Origin of the sequence: Streptomyces phytophilus, from assembly GCF_013870535.1 — a bacterium.
GTDB lineage: Bacteria > Actinomycetota > Actinomycetes > Streptomycetales > Streptomycetaceae > Streptomyces > Streptomyces phytophilus.
This window is the reverse complement of record NZ_JACBXC010001018.1, coordinates 1-2,220: the sequence shown is the minus strand read 5'-3', so window position 1 is coordinate 2,220 and position 2,220 is coordinate 1. Positions and strand designations below refer to the sequence as shown.

The 2,220-nt window shown below is 77.0% G+C and carries 2 protein-coding genes; both read right to left on the bottom strand.

Translation table 11 applies throughout. The features are described from left to right. A partial coding sequence (cbiE, locus tag H5J30_RS28475) for a precorrin-6y C5,15-methyltransferase (decarboxylating) subunit CbiE (protein ID WP_309505655.1) occupies window positions 1-664 on the bottom strand: 664 nt, incomplete at its 3' end. Between the two features lie 599 nt (window positions 665-1,263). Further along, window positions 1,264-2,220 (bottom strand): cobalt-precorrin-5B (C(1))-methyltransferase (locus tag H5J30_RS28470; RefSeq protein WP_181790158.1); only part of this gene is annotated, 957 nt, incomplete at its 5' end.

Here is a 2,220-nt window from a genome sequence, read left to right as displayed (position 1 = left end):
GCGCGCACTCCACCGCGACAGACCCGGACCCGGCGCCCACGTCCCACACCAGGTCGCCGAGGCGGGGCGCGAGCCGGGCCAGGGCGAGGGCGCGGACCTCGTACTTGGTGACCATGCCGGCGCGGTGCTCGAAGTCCGCCTCAGGCAGCGCCCAGCCGTCGCCGGGGCGGCGGGTCCTCGGATACGGGCCGGGACCGGCGAGGGTGCGCTGCGCGGGGGCGAGGACGCGGCCGGGGCGTTCGTCGAGGCAGAGCACGACGTTGACGTTGATGGCACCGGCGGGCCAGGGGCGGGCGGCGGCTTCGGCGGGGGAGAGGCGTACGACGTCCTCGCCGGCGGACCCGAGGGCGGTGGCGACGACGAGAGTACGGGGCACGCCGGAGGCGGCGAGCGCGGCACCGAGTTCGGCGGGTCCGGCGCCGGGTCCGGTGAGGACGGCGGCCTTGGGGTGGGCGCGGCAGACGTTGACGGCGGTACGGAGGTCGCGGCCGTGGGCGCTGACGACGGCGGCGTCGTCCCAGGGGAGCCCGACGCGGGCGAAGGCGACGGCGAGGGAGGGGGCGGCGGGCCGGACGTCGAGACGCCGGGGCCCGAAGCGGTCGGCGAGAACACGAACGACCCCGAAGAACCCGGGATCCCCGGAAGCGAGCACCGCAACGCGCACGGGCCGACGGGGCGTTTTCCCCGTCCCCGCCCCTTCCCGAAACTCAGGGGCTCCGCCCCCGAGCCCCCCACCGGGGGCTCCGCCCCCGAATCCCCCACGGGGCTGCGCCCCGAGCCCTGCCGGGGGCTGCGCCCCTCGACCCCCTCGGGGTCGGGCTCCCGGGTCGTCGCCGGGGGCGGTGTCCTCGAACTCCTCGCGGGGCTGCGCCCCGAGCCCTGCCGGGGGCTGCGCCCCTCGGCCGCCTCCGGGTCGGGTTCCCAGGTCCTCGACGGCGGCTCCGTCCCCAGACCCTGCCTCTCGCCGCGGCTCATAAGCCCCGTGGGGCTCCTGCCCGGAGTCCTCCCGGGGCTCCGCCCGCAACTCCCCACAGGGCTGCGCCCGCAGCCCATCCCCCTGCTCCGGCTCAGCGGCAGCCCGCGGTTCGGTTGCCTCCAGGTACGCCGCGATCCGGTCCAGTGCCGGGCCCAGTGGCCCCAGCGCCACGCACTCCGCGCCGGGCGGCAGTTCCGCCGCCGCCAGATGCCGTGCCGCGCCCACCACCAGGTCCGCGTCCTCGATCCGCGCCGGAGGCGAGCCCGTGCCGCAGCCTATGACCGTGATCACCGCAGCAGCTCCCCGTCGCTCCGCGCCACCAGCACCCGCCCCGTGAAGTCCACCATCGCTGCCTCCGCCGCGACCCGCCGGTCCGTGAAGCGCTCCAGTACCTCCGCCACCCGGCCGCACAACTCCCGTCCCGCCGCCGGCAGCAGACCCGCCGCCTCCCACAACTCGTACGCGTGCCGCCCCGTGTTCGCGACCGCCACCTCCGCCGCCACGTCCTCCGAGCCGCCCGCCGCGCGGGTGATCTCCGCCAGCACCTCCGGGTCCACCTTCGAGCGCGTGTAGTGCGTCATCAGCACCCCCGCCGCCAGCTTCGTCAGCTTCCCGACCATGCCCACGAACACCACCCGCTCCACCCCCTGCGCCACCGCCCGCCGCAGCGCCGCCCCCGTGAAGTCCCCCACCTCCACGAAGCACACCGCCGGCAGGCCCGGCAGCAGCTCCATCGCCCCGCGCTCCGTCCGGCCGCCCGTGCACAGCACCACCGCCGTCTCGCCCTGCGCCGCCGCCACCGACACCGCCTGCTCCACGCTCGCCCGCCACGACGCCGTCGAGAACGGCCGGACGATCCCCGTCGTGCCGAGGATGGAGATGCCGCCGAGGATCCCCAGCCGCGCGTTCGTCGTCTTGCGCGCCCGCCGCTCGCCGTCCGGCACGCTGATCGTCACGTCCAGTCCCCGCCGCCCCAGGTCCACGACCTCCGCCACCGCCTGCGTGATCATCCGCCGCGGTACGGGGTTGATCGCCGGGCCGCCCAGCTCCAGGCCCAGCCCCGGCTTCGTCACCACCCCGACCCCCACGCCGCCGTGCAGCTCCAGCCCCGGCCGCTCCCGCCAGCCGACCGTCGCCGTGAGGTGCGAGCCGTGCGTGACGTCCGGGTCGTCGCCCGCGTCCTTGACCACCACCGCCTCCGTACGCCCCGGCCGCAGCTCCACCGCCCGCTCCACCGCGAACGT